This is a genomic window from Prochlorococcus marinus XMU1406 (genome assembly GCF_017696055.1).
Lineage (GTDB): Bacteria > Cyanobacteriota > Cyanobacteriia > PCC-6307 > Cyanobiaceae > Prochlorococcus_A > Prochlorococcus_A marinus_W.
In genome coordinates this window covers 184,660-209,504 of the sequence record NZ_JAAORG010000001.1, presented here as the reverse complement: position 1 = coordinate 209,504, position 24,845 = coordinate 184,660, and the positions used below count along the sequence as shown (strand labels likewise).

Here is a 24,845-nt window from a genome sequence, read left to right as displayed (position 1 = left end):
GTAAATACCTGAACCTTTATATAGATATAAGTTAAAAGAAAAAAGAGAAAAAAGCTTAATATAGAAACAAACTTACATAGGAAAAACATAAAAAATTAATTATCAAAATGATCAGTTACGTGAAATGTTCTGTATTGATCTATTATTAGGTCATATCGAAAAATCAATTGCCGTTGAAACATTATATTTTTCATGACCAACTCTGATTACCTTTTAAAAGCTGCCATTAAGAAAGTAACCGAAAAATTAAACGAAATATTGGTTGAAAAAATTGAAGAAGCAACAAATATTGCACAGGACGCTCCAGAAATTCTCAAAAAAGAATTTGATAGTTTAAAAGAATCCATAATCGAAGAAGCATCAAGACTGGAAAAAGCCGAAAATATTCAAGAAAATGAGTCTAAAAATACTTATCAAGATTCCAAAATAAATAAAGCTTTAAATGAAATTGAAGGTATCAATAAGCAAATTGATCTCTTTAACAAAAATATAAATAATCAAATTAAATGAGTTATCACATTCTTCATTATCCTTTAAAAAAATTGAAGAGGGCCTTTCTTATTTGGATAACTCTGATTTCGCTTTTAATAAATTTATGGATAGATAATATCAGATTTACAATTTTCCAAAATAAGAATAATGAAAAAAGTAGGGTCCAAATTAAAAGAGCTAGGTGGTTTACTAATCAATTAATAACGCTTGGATCAGCATTTATTAAAATTGGACAATTATTATCAGCGAGACCTGATTTAATTCCTAATACCTGGATACAGGAATTGTCTAAATTGCAGGATCAAGTTCCTAATTTTTCATTTGCGCAAGTTGAAGAAACTATAAGAGAAGAACTAGGATGTAAGTTTAATGAAATAGATCAAATAATATGTGAACCGGTTGGATCAGCATCACTAGCTCAGGTCCATAGGGCGACTTTAAAAGATGGTAAGAAAGTAGTTTTTAAAGTTCAAAGGCCTAACTTAAAAGAATTGTTTATTATAGATTTGGGCATAATGCAGCAAATAGCAGGATTATTGCAGAAAAATAAGAATTGGAGTCGAGGTAGAAACTGGGTTGAGATTGCTAAAGAGTGTAGGAAAGTTCTCATGAAGGAGCTTGATTTTAATTCTGAAGCACAATATGCAGCAAGATTTAGACAGCAATTTCTTGATGATGAAAATGTTGAAGTTCCTGAAGTAATTTGGGATATGAGCAGTGAAAAAGTCCTTTGTTTAAGTTATCTAGAAGGAACAAAAATAAGCGATTTAGAAAAATTACAATCACAAGAAATTGATTTACCTAAAATCGCAGAAATAGGCGCCATCAGTTATTTGAAACAATTAGTAAATTACGGTTTTTTTCATGCAGACCCTCATCCAGGGAATCTAGCAGTTTCAAATGAAGGTAAATTGATTTTTTATGATTTTGGAATGATGGGCAATATCTCAAATAATCTTCAAACAAGATTAGGGGGGATGGTTAAGGCTGCTGCTTTAAGAGACGCCTCATCACTTGTCAGTCAATTACAACAAGCTGGACTAATTTCAAAAGATATTGATGTAGGACCAGTCAGAAGATTAGTCAGATTGATGCTTAAAGAAGCCTTAACTCCACCATTTAGTCCAAATATTATTGAAAAATTATCTGGAGATTTATACGAACTTGTTTATGAAACACCATTTCAACTACCAGTAGATTTAATCTTTGTGATGAGAGCTTTATCAACTTTTGAAGGAGTTGGTAGAATGCTTGATCCAGGGTTTAACCTTGTATCAGTTACCAAGCCTTATTTAATAGAACTTATGACTTCAAATAATCAAACTCCCAACGATTTAATTAACCAATTTGGAAGGCAAGTAGGTGAACTAGGATCGAAAGCTGTTGGCATTCCCAAAAGAATAGATGAAAGTTTAGAAAGATTAGAGCAGGGCGATTTACAATTGCAAATAAGAATGGGAGAGTCTGATAGGCAATTCAAAAAAATGTTTACTGCTCAAAAAACTTTAGGCCATTCAATTCTTATAGGAAGCTTATCAATTGCATCTGCTTTACTAGTAACCAATAAACAAAATAATTTTGCATTGTTGCCACTTTTTTTTGCACTACCAATAAGTATTGATTGGATAAAGTGCCAATTAAGTATGAGAAAAGGCTCACGTTTAGAAAAACTTAAGCGCTAAAAACTATATATTTTTGGGACCTAATCCTAAAGCTCCAGCGAATCTTGCTTGATTTCCCAATTCCTCCTCAATTTTTAAAAGCCTATTGTATTTTGCAATCCTTTCACTTCTGCTTAACGAGCCTGTCTTGATCTGACCCGCTCTTGTGGCTACAGATAAATCTGCAATTGTTGTATCTTCAGTCTCACCACTTCTATGACTAATAACACTTGTGAAACCAGATATTTTAGCTAACTCAATAGCTTCCAAAGTTTCAGTTAATGTTCCAATTTGATTTACCTTTATTAGGATTGAATTGGCAGATTTTTCCATAATCCCTTTCCTTAATCTTTCTGTATTAGTAACGAATAGATCATCACCTACAAGCTGAACTTTATTTCCTAATTCTTTGTTTAATTCTGACCAACCCTCCCAATCATCCTCAGCTAAACCGTCCTCTATTGAAACTATTGGATAATTAGAAACTAATCTTGAAAGATATGAAATCATTTCAGAACTATTTAAACTTTTACCTTCATATTTATAAATACCATCACTATAAAATTCAGTACTAGCAGCATCTAAAGCTAAAGATACCTGCTCACCAGGCTTAAATCCGGCTTTTTGAATTGCTTCTAATAATAAGTCCCCTGCTTCTTCGCTTGATGACAAATTAGGTGCAAATCCACCCTCATCCCCTACAGCAGTAGATAGACCTTTTTGATCAAGTAATGATTTTAATGAGTGAAAAATTTCAGTACCCATTCTTAATGATTCACTGAAATTATTAACTCCATGTGGGACAAGCATAAATTCCTGAAAATCAAGACTATTTGGTGCATGAGCACCACCATTTATTACATTCATTAATGGGACTGGAAGGAGATTGGATAATGGATCTCCAAGATACCTATATAGTGGAACGTCTAAAGCATTTGCTGATGCTCTGGCAGTTGCAAGACTTACTGCAAGGATTGAATTTGCTCCAAGGTTAGATTTATTAGGAGTTCCATCAATTTCAATCATTAATTTATCTACTGCAGTTTGATCTAAAGCTGACAAACCACATAAAGCCGGGGATATTGTTTCATGAATTTTATTAACAGCATTTAAAACACCCTTCCCCATATATTTTGAACCACCATCCCTTAATTCATGTGCCTCATGAGCACCAGTGCTAGCTCCGCTGGGAACAATTGCTCTACCACTTGCACCACATTCCAAAAATACTTCTGCCTCTACAGTTGGATTACCTCTTGAATCAAGGACTTGCCTTGCTTCAATAGTATCAATAAGAAAATCAATAGTTTCTTTCACAATTTAATTATTACTATTTAAATCCTATTAATAGCTGAACTATTTGGCTAATATCTGAAATATATATGTTAAACAATTATAATTTTTAGTTTCATAACAACTCAAATATTAGTTAACGCTTTTATTAATTCTAAAGTCCCTGCAACCCCTCTTATGAACATATTTTTCAAATTCATCTTACAATTTAAAAATTATTGGATGATTATTAATGCAGATACTATTTAGAATATTAATTAATAATCAACTATAGTTTTTATAGTTTATGAGAGAAACACTTACATCCAGTCCTGAACTATTTAGCGATATCAGTTGGAATCTTCTTTTATTAGGGGAAGAAACAGCAAAAAAATGGGATCATAGCGAGTTTAATATTGAACACATAATTCATACATTGTTCTCATCAAGTGAATTTTTTGCTTTTATAGAAAAATTATCAATTGACCAAGATACAGTTTTAGATATAACAGAAGATTTTTTAGAAGATACTCCAACAAATGAGTCAGATATTTTTACTATCGGAGAAGATTTAGAAATTTTATTAGATAATGCGAATCAGATTAAAATTCAATGGGGATCGAGATTCATAGAAATCCCTCATTTACTAATTGCTCTTGGAAGAGATTTAAGAATTGGAAATTATGTTTTTGAAGAAGGCAACCTTTCGATGGAAAAATTAGAAGAAGAATTAAAGTTTTTCCCAAATATTAATCAATCAAAAGATTCTTTTAATTATGAGAATGTACTTGAAATAAATAATCAATCAAATAAAGAGACTTTAGTTAAAGAAGAAAAATTTAAAGAAACTATTGTCCCATTACCCAAAAGTAAACTTCAAATTGAAACCAAAAAACAAGTTGGGAAAGATGAAAATGCTCTCTTAATTTATGGAAAAGATTTAACAGAATCAGCTACAAAAGGCTTACTGGATCCTGTTTTAGGGAGAGAAAATGAGATCAATAATTTAATGAGGGTACTTTGCAGAAGAAACAAAAATAATCCTATACTTATCGGCAATCCTGGAGTTGGTAAAACCTCAATTGCAAAATTACTTGCGCAATTAATTGTAGACAAAAAAGTTCCTGATTCTTTAACAGACTTTAAAATTATTTCGCTTGACTTAGGTGCTTTAGTTTCTGGGACAAAATTTAGAGGCCAACTAGAAGAAAGGCTAAGCTTAATAATGCAAGAACTAAGCAATCCAAACCAAGGAATGATTCTATTTATTGATGAAATTCATTCAATATTAAGTTCTGAAAGATCTTCTACCGACATTAGCAATATCTTAAAACCTTTACTGGCTGAAGGAGAACTTAGATGTATCGGTACAACAACTCCTGAGAAATTTCGTGAAACTATTGAAAAAGATCAGGCATTAAATAATTGCTTTCAAAAGATAGTTGTTAATGAACCTTCAGTAGAATTAAGCGCAAAAATACTGCAAGGTATAAAAAAGAAATATGAATCACATCATGGAATAAAAATTTCTGAAGAAGCTGTAAACTATTCTGCAAAATTGGCCGACAGATACATCAGTGATAAATGTCTTCCTGATAAAGCAATAGATTTAATTGATGAAGCAGCTGCAGAGTTAAAAATCGAGTCTAATAAAAAGCCTCAAATAATTCTCCAACAAGAAAATAAACTTCATACTATTAATGAAAAACTGAATAATTTGCAAGGAGAAAATATCGAAGCTCAAGAAAAACTGCTGAATATGAGGCAACAATCAGAGTCAAAATTGAACGTTCTTTTGGACAATTGGAACATTTTAAGGGAAGAAATGGAGCAATTATCTATTTTAATGAAAGAAGAAGATAAGCTAACAAAACAAATTAAAGATAAATCAAATCGCAAAATTGAAAATGATCTGGATTATTTAGAAAAGCTTGAAGAAGAGTTAAATGAAATAGAAAATGAAATACAAAAAGTTGAAGAGAACTTTAATAAAATAAAGAAAAATAGAAATTTCCCTTTTAAATATCAAGTTGAACCTGATGATATTGCGGATGTTGTCTCAAAAATTACAGGTATTCCAATTTCTAAAGTAGTTTCAAATGAACGTAAGAAATTAGTCAATCTAGAAATAGAACTTAGTGAAAAAGTTATTGGACAAGAAAAAGCTATAGAAGCTGTTTCTGCTGCAATTAGAAGAGCTCGCGTTGGCATGAAAAGTCCTAAAAGACCTATCGGATCTTTTTTATTTATGGGTCCTACAGGTGTTGGTAAAACAGAATTAGCAAAATCTCTTGCAACAGCTTTATTTGATGAAGAAGACGCACTTTTAAGATTAGACATGAGTGAATATATGGAGAAAAATGCCGTAGCAAGACTTTTGGGAGCTCCTCCAGGTTATGTTGGTTATGAAGAGGGAGGTCAATTAACTGAAGCTGTAAGACGTAAACCCTATTCAGTAATACTTCTTGATGAGATAGAAAAAGCACATTCAGAAGTTTTTAATATCCTTTTACAAGTCTTAGATGAGGGAAGATTAACGGACTCTCAAGGAAGGACCGTAGACTTCAAAAATACCGTAATCATTATGACAAGCAACCTAGCGGGTAAATCTATACTGGAGTATTCACAAAAGATTTCTAAAAGTGAGGGAAAGTTAGAAAAAGACCAACAAATCTTAGATGATTCCATTAGTAATACATTGTCTTCAATTTTTAGACCTGAATTTTTAAATAGAATTGACGAAGTTGTAAAGTTTAATCCATTATCTATTGATGAACTTCAAAAAATAATAATTTTACAAACAGAAGATTTAAAAAACCTGCTACTTGAACAGAAAATAAATATAGCTATAGACAAAAAAGTTATTAATAAAATTGCAAACGATTCTTACGAACCTGAATATGGTGCTAGGCCACTTAGCAGGGAACTTAGAAGACAAATAGAAAATCCCTTGGCTGCAAAACTTTTAGAGGATAACTTCAAAAACAAAAAAAATATAACAATTAAACTTAACCCTGCTAAAAAAGATGAGATCGTTTTCAAACCTAGCTGAGGAGTAAATCAATAAGCTAAAATAAAAATTAAAGCCTAAAGCTTAATTTCAAAAAAAATTTTGTGACAAGTCCTACTACTAATAAAGAACCTCTTAAAAAGGATTCTCCTGAAGTTGAAGAGCCTAAAAAAAATAATAATTTTTTTAGATCTACCTACGATGAGCTTAAACTTGTCGTGTGGCCTAACAAACAACAACTTTTTAGCGAATCAGTAGCAGTTATAATTATGGTATCGTTTTCTGCTGCAGCCATTGCTTCTGTTAGCAGATTCTATGGATGGGCAGCCTCGCAAATTTTTGGTTGAATTATCTCCCGAATATCCATTAATAAAGATCTTAATTAAGCTTCCAGAAAAATGAGTAATGAATTAACTACAAGCCTTGCTTCTTCAAAAGCAAATACAAGCATCGCAAGATGGTATGCAGTTCAAGTAGCATCAAGCTGTGAAAAAAAAGTAAAAGCGACTCTTGAGCAGAGATCAGTAACTTTAGGTGTTAATAATAGAATCATTGAAATTGAAATTCCCCAAACTCCAGGAATTAAATTAAAAAAAGATGGAAGCAGACAAACTACTGAAGAAAAAGTTTTTCCAGGTTATGTCCTCGTAAGAATGATTTTGGATGAAGATACAATGATGGCTGTTAAAAGTACTCCAAATGTAATTAACTTTGTCGGTGCTGAAGACGGTAGAGGCAGCGGAAGATCGCGAGGTCATATCAAACCTCGACCATTATCAAGACAAGAAGTTAATAGAATCTTTAAGCGCGCATCAGAGAAAAAAGCTGTAATCAAGTTAGATATTGAAGAAAAAGATAGAATCATTGTAACTAGTGGTCCATTCAAGGATTTCCAGGGAGAAGTTATAGAAGTTTCTGGAGAAAGAAATAAATTAAAAGCATTACTATCAATATTTGGGCGCGAGACTCCTGTAGAATTAGAATTCTCCCAAATCAATAAACAAAATTAATTTCTAATTGTTCTTGTTTATCGAGTAAAATTATGATTTTCTACTTCAGCTTAAATTCTCTAATCTAATGGCAAAAAAAATTGTTGCAGTTATCAAGCTTGCTCTACAAGCAGGCAAAGCAAATCCTGCTCCTCCTGTAGGGCCAGCTTTAGGACAACATGGTGTCAATATCATGGCATTTTGCAAAGAATACAATGCAAGGACACAAGATAAAGCAGGTTTTGTAATTCCAGTCGAGATTTCTGTTTTTGAAGATAGAAGCTTTACTTTTATCACAAAAACACCTCCTGCTTCCGTCTTAATAACAAAAGCAGCTGGTATAGAGAAAGGATCAGGTGAATCTGCAAAAGGCTCTGTTGGGAATATAAGTAAAGCTCAATTAGAAGAAATAGCCAAAACTAAGCTTCCTGATCTAAACTGTTCTAGTGTTGAATCAGCAATGAAAGTAATTGAGGGTACTGCTCGTAATATGGGCGTTTCTATTACTGATTGAGTTCAATACAAAATTTCTCACTATTTAGGGGAGGTTAGTTAATAACCGTTTGCACCCAATATTATTATGAAAAAACTATCCAAAAGAATGGCGGCTCTATCAACAAAGATAGAAGATCGCATTTACGCACCACTTGAAGCTCTTAGTATTATCAAGGAAAATGCTAATGCAAAATTTGATGAAACTATTGAAGCACATATACGTTTAGGTATTGATCCAAAATATACTGATCAACAATTAAGGACCACTGTTGCATTACCGAATGGTACTGGCCAAAGCATCAAAATTGCAGTAATTACAAGCGGGGAGAATGTATCAAAAGCTAAGGCTGCTGGTGCAGATTTATTTGGCGAAGAAGATCTTGTGGAAAGCATCAACAAAGGAAATATGGAGTTTGATCTACTTATTGCGACTCCAGATATGATGCCAAAGGTTGCAAAATTAGGAAGAGTTTTAGGACCTAGAGGTTTAATGCCTAATCCTAAAGCTGGAACAGTAACTAATGACATTGCTAATGCTATAAAAGAATTCAAAGCTGGTAAGCTCGAATTTAGAGCAGATAAGGCTGGAATCGTTCATGTCCGGTTTGGAAAAGCAAGTTTCACAAAAGAAGCTCTATTTGACAATTTAAAAACCTTACAAGAATCAATTGATAAAAATAAACCAAGTGGAGCTAAGGGAAAGTATTGGAAAACTTTTTATGTAACTTCAACAATGGGGCCTTCAGTTCAAGTTGACATAAATGCTGTACAAGATTACCAACCTGAAGGTTAACGCGTTGTAGTATAATTTAAATTGCAATAATACGGCCAAAGAAAGTAGGTTAATTTAGTTACTCTAAATTTTTAATTCCTACCGAGGACTCGTCTTAAATTATTTCTTTTTGGATCTAATAAAAGCGGCCTCTTTAAAAGGACTTTGCCGCATTTCCTGCTCTCCCTAAATTACGATCCAAAAAACATCAATGGGCCGAACACTAGAGAATAAGCAACAAATCGTTACTGAGATTAAATCTCTATTAAACGATTCGGAAATGGCTGTAGTTCTTGACTATAAAGGTTTAACTATCAAAGAAATGTCAGATTTGCGATCTAGATTGCAAACAACTAACGGCATTTGCAAAGTTACTAAAAATTCATTAATGCGTAAAGCTATTGATGGAGATAGTAATTGGAACGATCTTGAATCTTTACTGACTGGAACAAATGCTTTTGTCTTAATCAAAGAAGATGTTGGAGGTGCTGTAAAAGCTATCCAATCTTTTCAAAAAGACACCCAAAAATCCGAAACCAAAGGAGCTTTATTTGAAGGCAGACTACTAAGCGATTCTGAAATAAAAGAAATTGCAAGTCTTCCATCTAAAGAAGTATTGATGGCAAAAATTGCTGGCGCTCTTAATGGCGTTGCAACAAAAATTGCGATCTCTATTAATGAAGTACCTTCTGGACTTGCTAGATCACTTAAACAACATTCTGAAAAATCAGAATCCTAAATTCAAAACCTAATTAACTTTTAAGAAAATGTCCGCAAAAACTGAAGAAATTCTTGAATCATTAAAATCCCTATCACTTTTAGAAGCATCTGAGCTTGTAAAGCAAATTGAAGAGGCTTTTGGTGTATCTGCTGCAGCTTCTGCAGGTGTAGTAATGGCAGCTCCAGGAGCAGCTGGCGGTGATGCAGATGGTGGCGCTGCTGAAGAAAAAACTGAATTTGATGTAGTTCTCGAAAGCTTTGATGCAGCTGCAAAAATCAAAGTCCTTAAGGTTGTAAGGAATGCAACTGGTCTTGGTCTTGGCGATGCAAAAGCACTTGTCGAGTCAGCACCAAAAACAGTAAAAGAAGGAATTGCTAAAGCAGATGCTGAATCTTTAAAGAAAGAGATTGAAGAAGCTGGCGGTAAAGTTACACTTAAGTAAGAGAAGATTTTTACAAGCCGATAATCTTAATATCGGCTTCAAAAATTATGAATAGTGATAGTATTGCAATTGAAGCTGCAACTGATGGAGCCTGCAGTGGCAATCCAGGTCCAGGTGGTTGGGGTGGTCTAATAATTTTTGACGACAACAGTGAATTAGAAATAGGTGGCTCCGAACAAAATACCACTAATAATAGAATGGAGCTCACTGCGGCCATAAAAACACTTGAGAAATTAAAAAGCTATAAATTAAAAGAGAACTTTAAATTAAGAACTGATAGTAAATATGTCATAGAAGGGTATACAAAATGGATTATTAATTGGAAAAAAAATGGATGGAAAACAAGCTCAGGAAAATCAGTTCAAAATCTTGATTTATGGCAAAAAATTGATCAATTAAGAATTAATGGCCTTGTAATGGAATATGTTAAGGGCCATAGCGGTGACAAACAAAATGATAGGGTTGATAAAATCGCGACCAACTATAGTAAAGGTATATCTTTAATAAGTAACTTTAAAGAGTCCGAATCTTCAGTAGACTTTTTTGAAAAAAATGCACCTTCAGAAATTCAGGAATTATTTACAAGAAATCAATTAATTCAAAAATTTGCAGAAAAAAAGTACTTATTAAGTTCACCAGAACTAAGCACCTTGTTAGGTGAAGATAACCACTTAAAGATAAAACAATATTCACTTTTTCAATGGCGTAATTGGATATTGATTCCCAAAGATAAAAAATATTGGATAATAGAAAAAAAAGAAGCCTAATTTTTTATGAATGAACAGAAGGGAGGATTTAAAAATCTATATAAAAACTTGATTACCCCTGTATTAAAAAGAGACTCTGGAATTGACGCAGAATACTTAACTAATTTATCTCTTAGCCTTCTATCATTCAGTTCAAGGAAATATAATTGGCCTATCGTTTCATCAATCCTAAAAAATCTAAATGAAGAATTTTCTATAGTTGATAAAAGGTTAAGTCAGAACATATGTGGAATAAATTTTTGTAATCCAATTGGTTTAGCTGCGGGTTTTGATAAAAATGGAAATGCTGCAAATATATGGAAAGATTTTGGTTTTGGATTTGCTGAACTTGGTACAGTAACTAAATTTGCACAGAATGGAAATCCCAAACCAAGATTGTTTAGATTGGCAGAGGAAGAGGCAGCATTAAATAGAATGGGTTTCAATAATAATGGTGCTGAAAATCTAGTTAAAAACTTTGTCGAACAAGGAATTGAGTTTAAAGAAAATAGAAAGAATATTTGTTTAGGGATAAATTTTGGCAAGTCAAAAATTACAGAATTATCTCAAGCAAAAGATGATTATTTAACATCTCTAAAATTATTAATTCCATATTGTGATTACGCAGCAATAAACGTAAGTTCTCCAAATACTGAAGGACTAAGAAAGTTGCAAGATCCAATTCTTCTAAAAGAACTTATTAAAGAAATTAAAAACTTACCCAATTGTCCACCATTATTTGTCAAAATTGCGCCAGATTTAAGCTTTAAAGATATTGAAGATATTTGCCAATTAATAATCGCGGAAAACATCGATGGAATAATTGCTACTAACACCAGCATAGATAGATTAGGTCTTGAAAATAGAAAGATCATGCAAACCGGATTATTACTTTCTGAAGAGAATGGAGGATTAAGTGGAAGGCCTCTACAAAAAAAAGCAAATCAAATAATAAAACATATACATAATATTGATAAAAAAATTATTTTAATTGGCGTTGGTGGAATAGATAGTCCTGAGTCAGCATGGGAAAGAATTTGTTCTGGAGCATCATTAATTCAACTTTATACAGGATGGATATATAAGGGTCCACAATTAGTACCAGATATACTTCAAGGAATTTTAATGCAACTCAATAACCATAAATTATCAAATATAAAAGAAGCCATTGGATCAGATTTAAAATGGATTGAATAAAGAATAAAATGAATAATGAATAATGAATAAATCGGAAACTAATGATTACAAAATATTAGCAATGCAATCATCAAACTTAAAGCATGGGGGGAATGTATATGCAAAAGCAAAGAAATTAAATTTATTACCCTCTGAAATTATTGACGCAAGTGCCTCATTAGTACCCTTTGATCCCCCTGAAATCTTAATAGATTCATTAAATGCAGAAATTAAGAATCTTGGATTTAGATATTACCCTGAGAGAAACTTAAGTGATTTGAAAGAAATAATTGGTAAATTTCATGGGATAAATCCAGACAATATATTGCCTGGAAATGGAGCTTCTGAGCTAATAACCTGGGCAGGGTATGAAGCATCCAAATTTGGAATTAGTTGTATTCCCTCTCCAAGCTTTGTTGATTATGAGAGATCTTTAAATTGTTGGAATAGCAATTTCGTTCATTGCGAATTACCAAAAAAATGGGAAAATATTTTTCCTCAATCATTTCCGCTTTATCCTAAAGGAGATGTTATTTGGATAACAAATCCACATAACCCTACTGGTCAATTGTGGGGGAAATATTCATTAGAGAAAATTATAAAAAAATATAAATTAGTTATCTGTGATGAGGCTTTCTTATCCATAACACCTAATGGAGATAAAGAATCTTTAATACCATTAATCCAAAAATATGATAATTTATTAGTCTTGAGAAGCTTAACCAAAATCTTCAATATTCCAGGGCTTAGATTGGGTTACGTTATTGGCTCATCGAAAACACTTAAACAATGGAAAATTAATAGAGATCCTTGGCCTTTAAATTCTTTTGCTATCAAAGCCGGAATTGAATTACTAAGTAATAAGAAATTCTATGAAAAATGGACAAGTCAGATTCACCGCTGGATAAATATTGAAAGAGAGAGAGTATGTAAAAAATTATCAAAAATAGAAAACCTTAAAGTTCATAACTCTTCAACCAACTTTTTTTTAATAGAAAGTAAAACATCATTGTCGCCAAATATAAAATACCTAGAAAGTAAGGGAATATTGCTTAGAGAATGTACTTCATTTAGATTTCTTGACGACAAGTGGGCAAGAATAAGTTTGCAGAGTAAGAAAAATAACACTCTTTTATGTAATGAAATTCAAAATTCCTTTAAAAAATAATTAATAAATTTTTTAATCTCAATTTTAGATTGAATTTTATTATTATTTTTCATATTCTTCTTCATAAGATCTAATATTTCGTAGTTATTTTTTCCATTTTTTAATTTTATTTTAAAAATTCTCTCTAGAGTTTCTTCAAAAACTTCTTTGGAAATATTATTTTGATTCATTAAAACTGAGCCGCCACTTTCAGCAAGAATCATTGCATTTTTCTCCTGGTGATCATTTTTAGAATAAGGATATGGAATTAAAATTGAAGGTTTTTCAGTTTCTATTAGTTCAGTTATTATTCCTGCACCAGATCTCGATATTACAAGATCACAGTTTTGAATTAAAGCTGCGATTTCATTAGTAAATTTCTTTTGAACATAATTTTTTGAATTTTTTAAATGAAAGATTTTTTGATTACATTCTCCAACAATATGAACTATCCGAAACTGTTTTTTCATTAAAAATTCTAGAGATTCAAGAAGAATTTGATTTATAGCTTTAGCTCCTTGACTACCTCCCACAACAATCAAAAGAGGTCCTTTCCCTTTAGGAACCCATTCTGGTAAGAGATTAGATTTATAGAATTGTTCTCTTAAAGGGGTGCCAGTAAAAATAGTTTTGCAATTTTTTAAATAAGAATTTGTTTTATTAAATCCTAAAAGGACATAGTTACATAAAAAACCAAAATATTTAGTTACCATTCCTGGTACTAAATTTGATTCATGAATAATTATAGGTATCCTAAGAAGTTTTGAAGCAACAATAGTAGGCGCTGATATATATCCTCCAGTGGTAAAAACTAAGTTAATTTTTTTTTCTTTTAAAATCCTAATTATTTGTAAAGTTGACATTAAAATTTTTATATATTGATAAAACAAAAAAACATTTTTTCTTGGTGTCTTTATATTCAAAGTCTTCAAATTATATTTTTTGGGAATAAAATTTCCATCAAGTCTTTTATGAACCCCCAACCAATGAATATTCCATTCATCTTCTATCTCTTTACAAACGGCTAAAGCTGGGAAAATATGGCCACCTGTTCCACTAGCTGCAACTAACAAATTATTTTTTTTAGACATAAAAACTTTAATTAGTAAAATGAAAATAACACATAATAAATATGTTTAATTTAGACTTATTCAAAAATATAGGAGTTTCTCTCTACTTATTTATTTATCTCATTATTCCTTATCCAGCAATAACGCAAACTTTAAAAGTTGAATTTATCAGAAATCTAGAAAGCTCTTTAAATGCTAGAGATTTAGAATTTTTAAAAAAAAATTTTAGGAATGATGATAACCAGAATATCCAAAAACAATTTTCAAAGATAATAAATGATTTCCCTGAAAGCAAATGGAAGATCAAAAAATTAAAATCTAATATTCCAAATAAAGATATTTTGCGAATAAAAGTTTCTGGAAAAAAAATAGTTAACGGAGAAATACATATACTCGAATCCAATTTTGATTATTTATTTTCAATCGTAAATGGAAAAATAGCTGAAGGGATTATCAAAAATTTATTCACAACAATAAGAAATGATGATAAAAAGATAAATATTAATTTTAAAATTCCTGATAGAGTTCTTACTGGTTCAAAATATGATATTGATATAATTCTAAATGAGCCTCTTGAAGAAGTCATTATTGCTGGAGCTATAAAACCTCATCAAGTTAATTCATTTTTCGAACAAGAAATATTATTGGAGCCATTGGTATCAGGGGGGATTTTTAAAATGACAAGAGCTCCTTCAAAACCCGGTATACAAATTTGGTCAGGAATCATAGCTCACCCTGAGGGAATGATTACTTTCACAAAGAGTATTAATATTGTTGATGAGTTATAACCTAGGCGTCGTTTAAAGCAGCTACACCAGGTAAGGTTTTACCTTCTAAAAGTTCCAAACTCGCGCCACCACCAGTAGATATATGAGACATTTTCTCAGCTAATCCTGCTTTCTCAACTGCTGCAACTGAATCTCCACCACCAATTATTGTACAAACTTCAGAAAAAGCACTTAAGTCAGCAAGGGTCGTAGCTATTGCATTTGTACCTTCTGCAAATTTATCAAATTCAAAAACTCCCATTGGACCATTCCAAATAATAGTCTTACATTCTGCAAGAGCATTCTGAAAAACTTTTATGGAATCTGGACCAATATCGAGACCCATCCAATCCCCACTAATTGAATCAATTTGAGATATTTTGCTTTCGGCATCAGGAGAAAATTCATTAGCTAAAACAACATCAGTGGGTAATAATAATTCAACTCCTTTTGCTTTTGCTTTTGCTTCTAAATCTTTAGCAAGCTCAAGTTTATCTTCTTCTACAAGGCTTTTCCCGACATCTAGACCTCTAGCTTTATAAAAAGTAAAAATCATACCTCCACCAATCATGATTTTGTCACACTTATCTAGTAAAGAATCAAGCACTCCTATTTTGCTACTCACCTTTGATCCTCCAACTATTGCTGCCAATGGGCGCTTTGGAGCATCTATTGCTCCTTGTAAGTATTTCAATTCTTTTTCTAAAAGGAATCCAGCTACTGAGGGATTTAAATAATTAGTAACACCCTGAGTTGAAGCATGAGCTCTGTGAGCAGCACCAAAAGCATCATTTACATACATATCTGCATGTGATGCTAAATTTTTAGCAAAATCCAAGTCGTTCTTTTCCTCTTCTTCAAAAAAACGAACATTTTCAAGTAAAAGAACATCTCCATTATCTAAATTATTTGATTCTGCAACTGCTTCATCACCTATACAACTATTAGTAAGAGCTACATTTTTTCCTAACAATTCAGTTAATCTTCCTGCTACTGGAGTTAATCTCATTTTTTCATTTACCTGACCCTTTGGTCTTCCAAAATGGGCAGCTAAAATAACTTTTGCAGAATTATTAATCAGATATTCAATTGTTGGGATCGCTGCTCTAATGCGTGTATCGTCAGTTATCTGGCCACTTTCATTTAATGGAACATTAAAATCTACTCTTACAAGAACTTTTTTGCCTTCTAAATGTGTCTTATCAAGACTGGAAAGAGATAATTTTGACATTAAATAAACTATTTTAATCTTAAGACCCTAACGTTTATTTGGACTTATTGGGTTAAAAAGTAGTAACTGTTACCTATGCCTTAATAAATTTTAAAAATTAACTATGATAAAAATTTTTTTAGTTATTTAATTTATACTAAAATTTAAAAGTAAATGCTTTTGAAACTAATAAAAATTAAAAGGAATACAAAATTTTATTTATTTTATTGAAGTGGACATACCCAAAATTCAATGGTACCCAGGCCATATCGCAAAAGCAGAAAAAAAATTATCTGAAGTCATCAATAAAGTAGATTTAGTTATAGAAGTTAGAGATGCACGAATCCCAATATCAACAGGGCACCCACATTTAAATAAATGGATCAACAATAAAAAACATATTCTTGTTATTAATAGATCAGACATGATCTCTCCTGACACAATAACTAGTTGGAATAAATGGTTTAATGAAAAAGATCAATATCCGCATTGGTGTGATGCTAAAAGAGGTATAGGTATTAACGAAATTTGTAAATCTGCAAAAGAATCTAGATCATCAATTGATGCTAGAAGGATTTCTAGAGGTATGAGAATAAGGCCAATAAGAGCCCTCACACTTGGTTTCCCAAACGTAGGTAAATCAGCATTAATTAATAGAATTGCAAAAAAAAGAGTTGTCGATAGTGCTAGGAAAGCTGGAGTCACACGTCATTTAAGATGGATAAAATTAGATGGTGGTATTGATCTACTAGATGCTCCTGGTGTTATACCTCCTAATTTAGAAAATCAAAAATCAGCACTTAATCTTGCACTATGTGACGATATTGGAGAAGCTGCTTATGAAATAGAGAGTGTCGCAATTGGATTTATCAAAATTATGTCCACTCTAAACAAAGATAAAAATGCGAATATCTCAGTAAAAAAAATATCTAATAGATATGGAGTTGATATTGCAAAAGGCTTTGAAAGTCCTTCTGATTGGATTGATGAAGCAGCTTCAAAACATACCTCAGGCGATAAAAGAAGAATGTCTCATAAATTATTGGAAGATTATAGAAATCAAATGCTTGGTAAAATTGCTTTAGAAGTCCCACCATGGAATTAGATACTAAAAATTCTTTCGGTATTGGAGAGGGTGAACTTATAGAAATTATTTATGAGCTACCTCTTCCTATGAGACTAGATAGATGGTTGGTAAGTAAAAGGCCAGAACAAAGTAGAGCAAGAATTCAACATTTTATCAATTCAGGGTTAGTACTTGTAAACTATAAGACTGCGAAAGCAAAGACCCCATTAAAAAATGGCGACAATGTTCAAATCTGGATGCCTCCTCCAGAACCTCTTGTATATTTGAAACCTGAAAAAATGGATTTAGAAATCCTTTTTGAAGACGAACACATCATAGTAATCAATAAACAATCAGGACTAATTGTTCATCCAGCCCCGGGACACAAATCAGGAACTCTAGTCAATGGATTACTTTTTCACTGTAATGATCTTCCTGGAATTAATGGGAAACTAAGACCTGGTATTGTTCACAGATTAGATAAAGATACCTCCGGATGTATGGTGGTAGCAAAAAGCCAAGAAGCATTGGTAAATCTCCAGAAACAAATAAAAGAAAAAATAGCTTCACGCGAATATATTGCAGTAATACATGGAGCACCTAATTCTGAAGAAGGCCAAATAGTAGGACATATTGGCAGAGATAAATTCAATAGATTGAAATATAAAGTAGTTGAAGAAGCTGCAGGAAGATATGCCTGCACTTATTGGAAATTAAAAGAAAGATTGGGTAATTACTCATTAATGAATTTCAAATTAGATACTGGTCGAACGCATCAAATAAGAGTTCATTGCGCTCACATTAATCATCCTATTGTGGGTGATCCTTTATATGGAAGATGCAAAAAACTTCCATGTAAATTAGAGGGCCAAGCATTACACGCTTTTAAGCTTGGCCTTATACATCCAATCAATGGCAAAGAAATGATATTTGAAGCAGAATTACCATTAGATTTTCAAAAATTACTAAACGTTCTTAAAGCTAAATAATATTTAAAGAAGAATTTAAAAGAGATTTTGTATAGATGTTTTTAGTTTTAGTGAATATTGTAGAACTTTCTCCTTCATCAACTATCTTTCCCTGATTCATTACTAGCAACCTATTACAAAATCTTTTAGCAATTCCTAAATCATGTGTGATAAAGATAATGGTTAAATCCATTTTTTCTTGCAAGACTCTAAGTAATGAAAGAATTTCTATTTTTACTGAAGCATCTAACATATTAACGCTCTCATCACAAATCAAAATTTTTGGTTTCAACAATAGCGCTCTGGCTAATGAAATTCTTTGCAATTGACCACCAGATAATTGGCTAGGATAAGAATTTAAAAATTCACTCTTAAAAGGAAGACTTAAATTTCTAAACATGAGTTTTATTTCTTTTTCAATTTTTCTTTTATCTGAAATTTTTTGAATAAAAAATATATCTTCCAAAATATTTTTAATTGTCATTTTCGGATTCAAACTTGAAAAAGGATCTTGAAAAATAATTTGCATATTATTGTGCTTTTTAAAAATTTTATTTTTTTTTGATGCATGATTTTTATTATAAATTTTTATTTCACCGCCTCTTACTTTCAGAAGTCCAATTAAAGCCCTACATAATGTACTTTTACCGCTACCTGAAGAACCAACTATTCCAAGAGTCTCATTCTTATATAATTTAAAACTAACTTCATTTAAAGCCTTATTCCATTTATTTATAAAAATTGAAGAATTTAATTTATACCAATGTCTTAAGTTATTTACCTCTAGAACAACCTCATCTCGAACATTATTTTTAGCATTTAATTCTAATAATATTTTTGAGGCATTTACTAACTTTATCCCAATATCTGATTTTGGTGATTGAAAAATATCTAATATATTTCCTTTTTCAACAAGCAATCCTTTTTCAATTATTGCAACTTTTTTACACCACTTTGCTGCAAGATTAATATCGTGACTAATTAAAATCAAAGTAGTATCGAATTCATTACATAACTCAATAATTTCTTGCATAATTTCAAAACTTGTTTTGGTATCTAAGCTTGTTGTAGGTTCATCAGCTATTAATAATTTAGGTTTTAAAGCAAGAGCCATTGCTATAGAAACTCTCTGTCTCATTCCACCGCTAAATTGATGTGGGAAAGAATCAAGTCTGCTTTCTTCAATTCCTACTTTTTGAAAAACTTCTTTTACTAATTTTTTTATAAGTAAAGATGATTTAGTTTGATCATGAGTTTTAAATAATTCATATAAATGATCCCCAACTCTCATTAGTGGATTAAGTTTTTTTATGGAATCTTGATAGATAAATCCAAAATTTTTTCTTCTAAATATTTGCGCTTCTTTGTTATTTATTTTCCTAGGATCTACGCTAGAAATCGCCAAATACCCTTCAGAAGTGGCTTTATCAGGCAATATATTTACTAATGTTTTTGCAAAAGTAGTCTTCCCACATCCAGAGGGTCCTATTATGGCCAAATGATCTCCTTTATCTATTTCAAGATTAAAATTTTTGATGATAGGTTGCTGTATTAAACCATATTTAACAGTAAGATTTTTAACTACAAGAATTTTTTCTTTATTTATTTCCATGATTTTATAGCAAATTTTTCTAGACCTAAATAAAATACATCTAAAGCAATATAAAATGTCTGAGGCAGCTGCAAATTCAAAAGAAAAAAACGAAATTAAAGTTTCCAAAACTATTTTGCCTGAAAATAAAAAATTTGAAAGTAAATCTTTGAATAATCAAATAAAAATACCCGATTGGCTTCTTAACGATATTAATAATTTTGAAAAATCAAATAAACAAAATAATGATAATCAAAACCTTATAGTGAAGGCTTTTAAACTTGCTTATAAAGCTCATGATGGACAATTCCGAGCGAGTGGCGAGCCATACATTATCCACCCAGTTGCCGTAGCAAATCTCCTCAAAGAAATAGGTGCTAGTTCATCTGTTATTGCTGCAGGACTTTTACATGATGTTGTTGAAGATACTGGTGTTGATTTATCCGAAATAGAAACAAATTTTGGATTAGAAGTAAAAATACTTGTGGAGGGTGTAACAAAATTAGGAGGTATTCACTTTAATAACAGGACTGAAGCACAAGCTGAAAATCTTAGAAAAATGTTTATGGCTATGGCTAGCGATATCAGAGTTGTTTTAGTAAAACTGGCAGATCGACTTCATAACATGAGAACAATTGAATGGTTAAATGATGAGAGAAAAAAAAGAATAGCCAGAGAAACAAGAGAGATTTATGCACCTTTAGCTAATCGATTAGGAATAAATAGATTTAAATGGGAATTAGAAGATTTAGCGTTTAAATTTCTGGAACCTAAAGAATATCAAGATCTAAAAGATCAAATCGCTGTGAAAAGGAGTGATAGAGAAAAAAGATTAAAAGTAACCCTGAATCTTATGAAAGAAAACTTAGTCGCAGCAGGTTTAAAAAACTTTGAAATAACTGGAAGACCAAAACATCTTTATGGCATCTGGAGTAAAATGGAAAGACAGCAAAAACAGTTTCATGAAATTTATGATGTTGCTGCTCTAAGAATTATCGTTGATAATTCAGATAGTTGTTATAGAGCTTTAGCGGTTGTACATGATACTTTCAAACCAATTCCAGGAAGATTTAAAGATTATATAGGTTTACCAAAACCTAATGGATATCAGTCCTTACATACTTCAGTAATTGGGAGACATCGACCTATTGAAGTACAAATTAGAACTACTTCTATGCATCAAATAGCAGAATATGGAATTGCTGCTCATTGGCAATATAAAGAGGGTGGTTCTCCTGCTAAAAGCAATGCTGAAAGATTTAATTGGCTAAGACAGCTAGTCGAATGGCAACAAGAAGGTAATGAAGGTGATCATAATGATTATTTAGCTTCAATTAAAGAAGATTTATTTGATGAAGAAGTATTTGTAATTACTCCTAAAGGAGACGTTGTTGGTTTAAGAAAAGGATCTACCGCAATAGATTTCGCCTACAGAATTCATTCTGAAGTTGGAAATCACTGTAATGGAATAAGAATTAATGAAAAGCTTTCTCCATTATCTACAGCACTTCAAAATGGTGACTTCATAGAAATTTTGACAAATAATAATGCCACTCCGAGCTTGGATTGGCTTAACTTTGTAGTTACGCCAACTGCTAAAAATAGAATCCGCCAATGGTATAAGAAAAGCCATAGGGATGAGACGATTAAAAGAGGTAGAGATTTACTCGAAAAAGAAGTAGGTCGAAATGGTTTTGAAACATTACTTTCAAGTGATGCTATGAAAAAAGTTGCGAATCGATGCAATTTAAAAAATACTGAAGACCTTCTTGCATCACTTGGTTTTGGTGGTTTAACTTTACATCAAGTATTAAACAGACTAAGAGAAGAAATAAAATTACAGACAGAGGATATTAAAAATGATTCTGATTCTGAAATAGCAAAATCTCTTAAAAACAATAGTAATTTATCCACCAATAAAACTTATACAACGACTAAATCACCAATTTCCGGGATAGAAGGTCTTGATTACAGAATAGGTAAATGCTGCACCCCACTTCCAGGCGAGGATATTGTCGGAACTGTCTCGCTCGGCAACCACGGTATAACCATACATAGGGCAGATTGTGAAAATGTCATGCCAATTCCATTCGAGAGAAGATTACCTGTTTGTTGGAATCAAGATAATAAAACTGGCGATAATAAGTTCCCAATTCAGCTCCGCATAGAAGTAATTGATAGAGTTGGAGTCCTTAAAGATATTCTTATGCGGTTATCTGATAAAGGTATAAATGTTAGCGATGCCAATGTTAAAACTGCTTATGGCAAACCAGCTATTATCAATCTCTGCGTAGGTCTAGAAAGTTATAATCAACTTCATAAAACAATTGACCAAATTAAATCAATGGCAGATGTTTTAGATATAGCCAGAGTTGAACAAAGTTAATTTCAAAACCAGATCAATCTATCTTTTACTTTTTATCTTGTAGATAAAGAAAACAATACTGCCGCAAATCAAAGCTAATAAAATACCTACACAAGATGAACCTAAAAGTAATTTTAGGGAAAAAATTTTACCTTGTTTCCATAAGTCATCAATAACTAAATTTTTTTCAAGAATTGTATTAGAAGAATTATTTAAAAAAATCGAACCAACTTTATAGTTAAAATAATAAAGTGGAATATAAGTAAAAGGGTTGCTAATCCAGGTACCAATTGCAGCTAGAACAATATTTCCCTTAGCTATTTTTGCAAAAAATATCCCTATTAAAGTCTGAAACCCAAAAAAAGGAAAGCAGCCACTAAATACCCCTATAGCTAAACCTTTAGCATTAAATAAAGGACTTCCATTTTGATTCCTAAATAATGATAGAATTTTCTTATAGGTAATAGCTCTTTTAAATCTCATTCAGAAAGAAAATTTCAAAATTAAATTCTTGATAATCTTACTTAATTATCCATAACAAAGCGAGAGATGGATTCGATAGTTACTACAGAAGATACGATAGCGGCAATTGCTTCAGCTATAAGTATAGGAAAAGGAGGAGTTGCGATAATAAGAGTATCAGGGAAAGACTCAATAAATTCTTGCAAAAAGATTGTTCAAACTAAATCTAAATATGCATGGGAATCACATAGAGTTTTTCATGGTTTTATTAAGGAAAATAAACAAAATAAATTTATAGATGAAGTTTTAATATTAGTGATGAAATCACCAAATAGCTTCACAGGAGAGGATGTTGTTGAACTTCATTGCCATGGAGGAATTATCCTAGTAAATAAAGTTCTAAAGAGATTATTATCTAGTAATTCTAGAGTTAGACTTGCAAACCCAGGAGAATTTAGTCAAAGAGCTTTTCTTAATGGGAAAATAGACCTTACTCAAGCCGAATCGATTAATCAATTAATTAATGCAAGCAATACCAGATCAGCAGAGTTAGCTTTTAGTGGAGTTCAAGGGAAAATAAAGAAAAAAATTAATGATATTAAAAATGACCTTATAAATCAACTTTGCGAAATAGAAGCGAGAGTTGATTTTGAAGAAAACTTTACAGATTTTGATTATACCAAATTTCTAAAAAACATTAAAAAAGTGAAAGAAAAAATAGAGTTACTTATAGAAAATTCACAAAGAAATTCATATATTCATAATGGTATATCCATTGCGCTTATAGGTAAAACAAATGTTGGTAAAAGTTCTTTGCTAAATTTGCTAGCAAAAAAAGAGAAAGCAATTGTAACTAATATTCCTGGAACGACACGAGATGTTATTGAAGTTAATTTAACTATTAATGACATTCCAATGAAAATAATTGATACTGCTGGCATAAGAGAAACTCATGAACAAATTGAAAGTATTGGAATTAAAAAAAGTTTTGGGAAAATTAAAGAGTCAGATTTTATAATTTATATTTATAGTCTTGAAGAAGGATTTAATGAAGAAGACAAAAAAATAATAAAAAAAATACCCAAAGAAAAATTAATTACTATTTTGGGTAATAAAAAAGATTTAATTGAATCTAAAAATATTAATTCAAATGAGTTGAAAAACACAATTCTTATGAGCATTAAGAATAACGATGGTGAAAGATTATTAATCAACACAATCAAAAAAAAATGTGGATTAAAACAATTAGAAAATATCAATATATTTTTAAACGAAAGACATCTAACGAATTTGTCTGCTTGCCTATCTAATTTAAATGATACTGATACAATAGTTAAAAATAGATTGCCATTTGATTTATTATCAATAGAACTTAGAGATGGTATTCAAAACTTATCTAAAATAACTGGTCAAGAATTAACAGAGGAGCTGCTAGATAATATTTTTTCTAAGTTTTGTATTGGTAAATAAATTTGAGTTAAATTACATAGTGATTTATAGTTAATTCTCTAACTTCAGTTGAATTTTTATCAATTATTTTTTAGTTTAGTGGATCTGAATACTCCAAAAATAAGTAAGATCATTGAAAATTGGATCGATGAAGATATAGGTAGGGGAGATCTAACAAGTTCCTCTATTACAGAAGAGAATGGCAATGCATATTGGATTGCAAAAGAGGAGGGTATATTTTGTGGGGTTGATATTATAAAAGAAATTTTTAAAAAAATTGATTTAAAAATCAGTCCAAAATTTAATATCTCGGATGGAGATAAATTTATTAAAGATCAAAAACTCTTAGAAATATATGGACCTTCAAAAAGTTTACTCGCTAGTGAAAGGATCAGCTTAAATATAGCAATGCATTTATCTGGAATATCAACACATACAAAGAATCTTGTAGATAAGTTAGAAGGCACAAATATAAAATTAGCAGATACTAGAAAAACGACTCCTGGCTTAAGAATATTTGAAAAATATGCATTCAAATGCGGAGGTGGAGTGAATCATAGAATGGGATTATACGATGCGGCTATGATAAAAGAAAATCATATTGCATGGACAGATAATCTTAAGAATGCAGTACAAAAAATTCGCCTAAATTCGCCTTTTACAACTCATATCATTATTGAAGCTGAGAATATCGAACAGGCAAAAGAAGCAGTATTAGCGGGAGCAGATAGTGTCTTATTAGATGAACTTAGTCCTGAAACAATCAAAAAAAACGTTCAAGAATTAAGAGATTTATCAATTAATAGCTTAAAAAAAGAAGTCAATAAAAATTTGATAATAGAAATTTCTGGAATTAACCCTGAAGAAATTAGTAAATATCTAATAAAAGGTATTGATTTGATTTCAACAAGTTCTTCAATTACCAAAAGTGATTGGATTGATTTAAGTATGCGTTATATTAATTAATCATATAG

23 protein-coding genes are annotated in these 24,845 nt (G+C 31.2%); 18 read left to right on the top strand and 5 right to left on the bottom strand.

Annotated elements, in window-relative coordinates:
* Positions 1-192 precede the first annotated feature (192 nt).
* Positions 193-510 carry a hypothetical protein gene (locus HA149_RS01115; RefSeq protein WP_209112267.1) on the top strand — a complete coding sequence of 106 codons (318 nt, stop codon included), beginning with the start codon at positions 193-195 and terminating at the stop codon, positions 508-510.
* Complete coding sequence (locus tag HA149_RS01110; protein WP_209112265.1) at positions 507-2,174, top strand: ABC1 kinase family protein; 1,668 nt, start codon at positions 507-509, stop codon at positions 2,172-2,174. Before HA149_RS01115 ends, HA149_RS01110 begins: the two co-directional genes overlap by 4 nt.
* 3 nt (positions 2,175-2,177) lie before the next feature.
* Here the strand turns inward: HA149_RS01110 and eno are convergent, their stop codons facing one another.
* Positions 2,178-3,470 carry a phosphopyruvate hydratase gene (gene eno / locus HA149_RS01105; RefSeq protein WP_209112263.1) on the bottom strand — a complete coding sequence of 431 codons (1,293 nt, stop codon included), beginning with the start codon at positions 3,468-3,470 and terminating at the stop codon, positions 2,178-2,180.
* 262 nt (positions 3,471-3,732) lie between these two features.
* On the opposite strand from eno, the gene HA149_RS01100 reads away from it, so the two are divergent.
* The 10 genes from HA149_RS01100 (at position 3,733) to HA149_RS01055 (ending at position 12,944) form a co-directional block, all read left to right on the top strand.
* Positions 3,733-6,477 carry an ATP-dependent Clp protease ATP-binding subunit gene (locus HA149_RS01100; RefSeq protein WP_209112261.1) on the top strand — a complete coding sequence of 915 codons (2,745 nt, stop codon included), beginning with the start codon at positions 3,733-3,735 and terminating at the stop codon, positions 6,475-6,477.
* A gap of 62 nt (positions 6,478-6,539) precedes the next feature.
* The gene (gene secE, locus HA149_RS01095) at positions 6,540-6,782 is read left to right on the top strand and encodes a preprotein translocase subunit SecE (protein WP_079317897.1); all 243 of its coding nucleotides are present in this window, start codon (positions 6,540-6,542) and stop codon (positions 6,780-6,782) included.
* A 51-nt stretch (positions 6,783-6,833) separates the two neighbouring features.
* The gene (nusG, locus tag HA149_RS01090; protein ID WP_032517322.1) at positions 6,834-7,445 is read left to right on the top strand and encodes a transcription termination/antitermination protein NusG; all 612 of its coding nucleotides are present in this window, start codon (positions 6,834-6,836) and stop codon (positions 7,443-7,445) included.
* A gap of 67 nt (positions 7,446-7,512) precedes the next feature.
* The gene (gene rplK / locus HA149_RS01085; RefSeq protein ID WP_002805232.1) at positions 7,513-7,938 is read left to right on the top strand and encodes a 50S ribosomal protein L11; all 426 of its coding nucleotides are present in this window, start codon (positions 7,513-7,515) and stop codon (positions 7,936-7,938) included.
* A gap of 66 nt (positions 7,939-8,004) precedes the next feature.
* The gene (rplA, locus tag HA149_RS01080; RefSeq protein ID WP_209112259.1) at positions 8,005-8,712 is read left to right on the top strand and encodes a 50S ribosomal protein L1; all 708 of its coding nucleotides are present in this window, start codon (positions 8,005-8,007) and stop codon (positions 8,710-8,712) included.
* 190 nt (positions 8,713-8,902) lie between these two features.
* Complete coding sequence (gene rplJ / locus HA149_RS01075; protein WP_209112257.1) at positions 8,903-9,430, top strand: 50S ribosomal protein L10; 528 nt, start codon at positions 8,903-8,905, stop codon at positions 9,428-9,430.
* A 28-nt stretch (positions 9,431-9,458) separates the two neighbouring features.
* Positions 9,459-9,854 carry a 50S ribosomal protein L7/L12 gene (gene rplL / locus HA149_RS01070; protein WP_011817694.1) on the top strand — a complete coding sequence of 132 codons (396 nt, stop codon included), beginning with the start codon at positions 9,459-9,461 and terminating at the stop codon, positions 9,852-9,854.
* Positions 9,855-9,901: 47 nt separating this feature from the next.
* Positions 9,902-10,621 (top strand): ribonuclease HI, encoded by a 720-nt coding sequence (gene rnhA, locus HA149_RS01065; protein ID WP_209112255.1) that lies wholly within the window; start codon positions 9,902-9,904, stop codon positions 10,619-10,621.
* A gap of 6 nt (positions 10,622-10,627) precedes the next feature.
* Positions 10,628-11,797 carry a quinone-dependent dihydroorotate dehydrogenase gene (locus HA149_RS01060; RefSeq protein ID WP_209112253.1) on the top strand — a complete coding sequence of 390 codons (1,170 nt, stop codon included), beginning with the start codon at positions 10,628-10,630 and terminating at the stop codon, positions 11,795-11,797.
* A 22-nt stretch (positions 11,798-11,819) separates the two neighbouring features.
* A complete protein-coding gene (locus HA149_RS01055; protein WP_209112251.1) occupies positions 11,820-12,944 on the top strand; it encodes a pyridoxal phosphate-dependent aminotransferase in 1,125 nt (374 codons plus the stop codon).
* Here the strand turns inward: HA149_RS01055 and HA149_RS01050 are convergent.
* Positions 12,923-14,014 carry a UDP-N-acetylglucosamine--N-acetylmuramyl-(pentapeptide) pyrophosphoryl-undecaprenol N-acetylglucosamine transferase gene (locus HA149_RS01050; RefSeq protein WP_209112249.1) on the bottom strand — a complete coding sequence of 364 codons (1,092 nt, stop codon included), beginning with the start codon at positions 14,012-14,014 and terminating at the stop codon, positions 12,923-12,925. The genes HA149_RS01055 and HA149_RS01050 overlap by 22 nt on opposite strands.
* A 41-nt stretch (positions 14,015-14,055) precedes the next feature.
* On the opposite strand from HA149_RS01050, the gene HA149_RS01045 reads away from it, so the two are divergent.
* On the top strand, positions 14,056-14,781 hold the full coding sequence (locus tag HA149_RS01045) for a hypothetical protein (protein WP_209112247.1): 726 nt from the start codon (positions 14,056-14,058) through the stop codon (positions 14,779-14,781).
* Position 14,782: 1 nt separating this feature from the next.
* On the opposite strand, the gene HA149_RS01040 is transcribed toward HA149_RS01045, so the two are convergent.
* A complete protein-coding gene (locus HA149_RS01040) occupies positions 14,783-15,991 on the bottom strand; it encodes a phosphoglycerate kinase (protein WP_209112244.1) in 1,209 nt (402 codons plus the stop codon).
* Between the two features lie 211 nt (positions 15,992-16,202).
* Here HA149_RS01040 and ylqF point away from each other — a divergent pair, with 211 nt between their 5' ends.
* Together ylqF and HA149_RS01030 are read left to right on the top strand one after the other, a co-directional pair.
* The gene (ylqF, locus tag HA149_RS01035; RefSeq protein WP_209112242.1) at positions 16,203-17,075 is read left to right on the top strand and encodes a ribosome biogenesis GTPase YlqF; all 873 of its coding nucleotides are present in this window, start codon (positions 16,203-16,205) and stop codon (positions 17,073-17,075) included.
* Positions 17,066-18,025, top strand: a complete 960-nt coding sequence (locus HA149_RS01030; protein ID WP_209112240.1) for an RluA family pseudouridine synthase — start codon at positions 17,066-17,068, stop codon at positions 18,023-18,025. The genes ylqF and HA149_RS01030 overlap by 10 nt, the downstream gene beginning before the upstream one ends.
* On the opposite strand, the gene HA149_RS01025 is transcribed toward HA149_RS01030, so the two are convergent.
* Positions 18,018-19,616, bottom strand: coding sequence for an ABC transporter ATP-binding protein (locus HA149_RS01025; RefSeq protein ID WP_209112238.1), 1,599 nt, complete (start codon positions 19,614-19,616; stop codon positions 18,018-18,020). The two genes, HA149_RS01030 and HA149_RS01025, sit on opposite strands and share 8 nt — an antisense overlap.
* Positions 19,617-19,671: 55 nt before the next feature.
* Here HA149_RS01025 and HA149_RS01020 point away from each other — a divergent pair, with 55 nt between their 5' ends.
* On the top strand, positions 19,672-21,981 hold the full coding sequence (locus HA149_RS01020; RefSeq protein WP_209112235.1) for a RelA/SpoT family protein: 2,310 nt from the start codon (positions 19,672-19,674) through the stop codon (positions 21,979-21,981).
* Positions 21,982-21,999: 18 nt separating this feature from the next.
* Here HA149_RS01020 and HA149_RS01015 read toward each other — a convergent pair whose 3' ends face one another.
* Complete coding sequence (locus HA149_RS01015) at positions 22,000-22,443, bottom strand: DUF2062 domain-containing protein (protein ID WP_209112233.1); 444 nt, start codon at positions 22,441-22,443, stop codon at positions 22,000-22,002.
* Between the two features lie 66 nt (positions 22,444-22,509).
* Here HA149_RS01015 and mnmE point away from each other — a divergent pair, with 66 nt between their 5' ends.
* Both mnmE and nadC read left to right on the top strand, forming a co-directional pair.
* Positions 22,510-23,892 (top strand): tRNA uridine-5-carboxymethylaminomethyl(34) synthesis GTPase MnmE, encoded by a 1,383-nt coding sequence (gene mnmE, locus HA149_RS01010; protein ID WP_209112231.1) that lies wholly within the window; start codon positions 22,510-22,512, stop codon positions 23,890-23,892.
* Between the two features lie 78 nt (positions 23,893-23,970).
* Positions 23,971-24,837 (top strand): carboxylating nicotinate-nucleotide diphosphorylase, encoded by an 867-nt coding sequence (nadC, locus tag HA149_RS01005; protein WP_209112229.1) that lies wholly within the window; start codon positions 23,971-23,973, stop codon positions 24,835-24,837.
* Positions 24,838-24,845 lie beyond the last annotated feature (8 nt).

Excerpts from the sequence above, each read along its gene's own strand:
- HA149_RS01115 (WP_209112267.1), top strand. The coding sequence starts at position 193 with ATGACCAACTCTGATTACCTTTTAAAAGCTGCCATTAAGAAAGTAACC.
- HA149_RS01110 (WP_209112265.1), top strand. The coding sequence starts at position 507 with ATGAGTTATCACATTCTTCATTATCCTTTAAAAAAATTGAAGAGGGCC.
- HA149_RS01100 (WP_209112261.1), top strand. The coding sequence starts at position 3,733 with ATGAGAGAAACACTTACATCCAGTCCTGAACTATTTAGCGATATCAGT.
- nusG (WP_032517322.1), top strand. The coding sequence starts at position 6,834 with ATGAGTAATGAATTAACTACAAGCCTTGCTTCTTCAAAAGCAAATACA.
- rplK (WP_002805232.1), top strand. The coding sequence starts at position 7,513 with ATGGCAAAAAAAATTGTTGCAGTTATCAAGCTTGCTCTACAAGCAGGC.
- rplA (WP_209112259.1), top strand. The coding sequence starts at position 8,005 with ATGAAAAAACTATCCAAAAGAATGGCGGCTCTATCAACAAAGATAGAA.
- rplJ (WP_209112257.1), top strand. The coding sequence starts at position 8,903 with ATGGGCCGAACACTAGAGAATAAGCAACAAATCGTTACTGAGATTAAA.
- rplL (WP_011817694.1), top strand. The coding sequence starts at position 9,459 with ATGTCCGCAAAAACTGAAGAAATTCTTGAATCATTAAAATCCCTATCA.
- rnhA (WP_209112255.1), top strand. The coding sequence starts at position 9,902 with ATGAATAGTGATAGTATTGCAATTGAAGCTGCAACTGATGGAGCCTGC.
- HA149_RS01060 (WP_209112253.1), top strand. The coding sequence starts at position 10,628 with ATGAATGAACAGAAGGGAGGATTTAAAAATCTATATAAAAACTTGATT.
- HA149_RS01055 (WP_209112251.1), top strand. The coding sequence starts at position 11,820 with ATGAATAAATCGGAAACTAATGATTACAAAATATTAGCAATGCAATCA.
- HA149_RS01050 (WP_209112249.1), bottom strand. The coding sequence starts at position 14,014 with ATGTCTAAAAAAAATAATTTGTTAGTTGCAGCTAGTGGAACAGGTGGC.
- HA149_RS01045 (WP_209112247.1), top strand. The coding sequence starts at position 14,056 with ATGTTTAATTTAGACTTATTCAAAAATATAGGAGTTTCTCTCTACTTA.
- HA149_RS01040 (WP_209112244.1), bottom strand. The coding sequence starts at position 15,991 with ATGTCAAAATTATCTCTTTCCAGTCTTGATAAGACACATTTAGAAGGC.
- HA149_RS01030 (WP_209112240.1), top strand. The coding sequence starts at position 17,066 with ATGGAATTAGATACTAAAAATTCTTTCGGTATTGGAGAGGGTGAACTT.
- HA149_RS01025 (WP_209112238.1), bottom strand. The coding sequence starts at position 19,616 with ATGGAAATAAATAAAGAAAAAATTCTTGTAGTTAAAAATCTTACTGTT.
- HA149_RS01020 (WP_209112235.1), top strand. The coding sequence starts at position 19,672 with ATGTCTGAGGCAGCTGCAAATTCAAAAGAAAAAAACGAAATTAAAGTT.
- HA149_RS01015 (WP_209112233.1), bottom strand. The coding sequence starts at position 22,443 with ATGAGATTTAAAAGAGCTATTACCTATAAGAAAATTCTATCATTATTT.
- mnmE (WP_209112231.1), top strand. The coding sequence starts at position 22,510 with ATGGATTCGATAGTTACTACAGAAGATACGATAGCGGCAATTGCTTCA.